This is a genomic window from Gemmatimonadota bacterium, assembly GCA_026706345.1.
In the GTDB taxonomy this organism is placed as follows: Bacteria; JAAXHH01; JAAXHH01; order JAAXHH01; family JAAXHH01; genus JAAXHH01.
Genome location: JAPOYX010000131.1, coordinates 1 through 2,257, shown reverse-complemented (window position 1 = coordinate 2,257; position 2,257 = coordinate 1). Strand labels below are relative to the sequence as shown.

The following is a 2,257-nucleotide window of genomic DNA, read 5'->3' as shown; positions in this document are numbered from 1 at the left end:
CAAGGCGGAGCGACCGTGCTGGCTCAGGCGCAGGAAGCCACCGGTGCCGACCGTCCGATTCCACTGGCCGATGTCCAACTCAAAGCCCCTATCGCGAGACCGGGAAAAATCCTTGGGATCGGACTGAACTATGCCGACCATGCCGCGGAAGGCGGCAGGAAGAAACCGGACTATCCGCTGATTTTTGCCAAGACCGTGCCGGTGACGATCGGCAGGGGCGAGGCGATTCACCTCCCGCCGGTGAGTCAGATGGTTGATTTTGAAGGCGAGTTGGCGGTTGTGATCGGCACCTTGGCCAGAGCGGTTTCAGCCCAGGACGCTCTCAACTATGTTGCCGGTTACACGATTTGTAATGACGTGAGCGCACGCGACTATCAGCGCCGGAGCGGCCATACGCCCGGCAAGTCGTTTGAGACGTTTGCACCGCTGGGGCCGGTCATTGTCACCCGAGACGAAATTCCCGACCCCCACCTATTGGACATTCGGACCGTGGTGAGCGGGCAGGAAATGCAGCACTCCAACACGAAACATCTGATTTTTCAGATTCCGTATTTGATCGAGTATCTGTCGCACATCTTTCCCCTGGAACCGGGCGATGTGATCACCACCGGAACCCCCTCGGGCGTGGGGGCCTATCGCGAGCCGCCGCGCTTTCTCAAGGCCGGCGATACGGTCCGGATTGAAGTAGAGGGGATTGGGGTTTTGGAGAACCCGGTCGTGGCCGGCTGAAAAGCGTCTCTTGAGTCTATAGGGTCCCAGGGTTTGTTGGGTCAAGACTCAAGAGACCCTAGGACCCAACCACGCAGAAAGTGAACGATGGCGGATCGGCCCACAGCCACCCACCAGGACATTCGCTACGAGCCCGATGAGCGTCCCCCGCTCGCACTTTCCATTGGGCTTGGGTTCCAGTATGCCATACTCGCCGTTGCCGGCATCGTGCTGACGCCGGTCATGATGATCAGAATTGCCGGCGGGAGTGAGGTCTATCTGTCATGGGCGGTATTCGCCGCGCTCGTGATCAGTGGGACGACCACGATAATTCAGTCCGTCCGTGTCGGGCGTATTGGTGCGGGCTATATTCTGCTCATGGGAAGCTCCGGCGCCTTCATTGCCGTCTGCGTGGCAGCGCTGGAGCAGGGTGGACCGGGACTGATGGCGAGCCTGATCGTTATTGCCTCTCTCTTCCAGTTCGCGCTTGCGACCAAGCTGTCATTATTCCGGCGAATTTTCACGCCAACGGTGGCCGGTACCGTGCTGATGCTGATTCCGGTGACCATCGGCCCGCTCGTCCTGGGCAAGCTGACCGACGTGCCGGCGAGTGCGTCGCCAGCGGCCGCGCCCGTGACCGCTGGTGTGACCCTGGTGGTCACGCTTGTGATGGCGCTCCATAACTCTAGCGCGTGGCGGCTCTGGGCTCCGGTCATCGGGATAGGCGCGGGCAGCGCGGTCGGTGGTCTGGTTTTCGGCATCTATGAAACCGGGCGTATCTCCGAGGCGGCCTGGGTCGGCTTGCCCGCAACCGCGTGGCCTGGACTCGACCTCAGCTTCGGTCCGGCCTTCTGGGCTCTGCTGCCGGCGTTCGTGCTGGTAACGCTCATTGGCGCGCTCGATACGATCGGCGACACGATTGCGATCCAGCGGGTCTCGTGGCGGAGACCGCGCGCTGTCGACTTCCGCTCGATTCAGGGTGCGCTCACTGCCGACGGCCTGGGCAATCTGCTCTCCGGGTTCGCCGGCACGGTGCCCAACGCGACGTATACGGCGAGTATCTCGGTCGCCGAAATCACCAGAGTGGCGGCCCGTTTTGTCGGCGTGTGCGTGGGCGTCATTTTCGTTGTGCTGGCCTTCCTGCCGAAATGTGTTGCTGCCGTGGTGGCCATACCGGGTCAGGTGGTGGCGGCCTATTTCATTGTGCTGATGGCCATCTTCTTTGTCATGGGGATGCGCATCCTCTTTCAGGACGGTCTCGACTATCGAAAGGGCGTCATAGTGGGTCTCGCGTTCTGGATTGGGAGTGCGTTTCAGCTTGATTGGATCTTCCCGGAATACTTCCAGGGGTCGTGGAGCGAACTGCTCAGGAACGGGATGACTGTCGGCGGCTTCACGGTGATGTTCCTGACGCTGTTCGTCGAGCTGACCGGGTCACGTCGCCAACGCCTCAAGACCATCTTGAACGTCGATGCCTATCCGAAGGTTGATGCCCTCCTGTCCGGATTTGCCGCCCATCAGGGCTGGAACCAGGAGATGACCGATCGGC

The 2,257-nt window shown here is 61.1% G+C and carries 2 protein-coding genes; both read left to right on the top strand.

The window, feature by feature from the left end:
• On the top strand, positions 1 to 729 hold a 729-nt coding region (locus tag OXG98_08500; protein MCY3772045.1), incomplete at its 5' end, for a fumarylacetoacetate hydrolase family protein.
• Between the two features lie 87 nt (positions 730 to 816).
• Positions 817 to 2,257 (top strand): hypothetical protein (locus OXG98_08495; protein ID MCY3772044.1); only part of this gene is annotated, 1,441 nt, incomplete at its 3' end.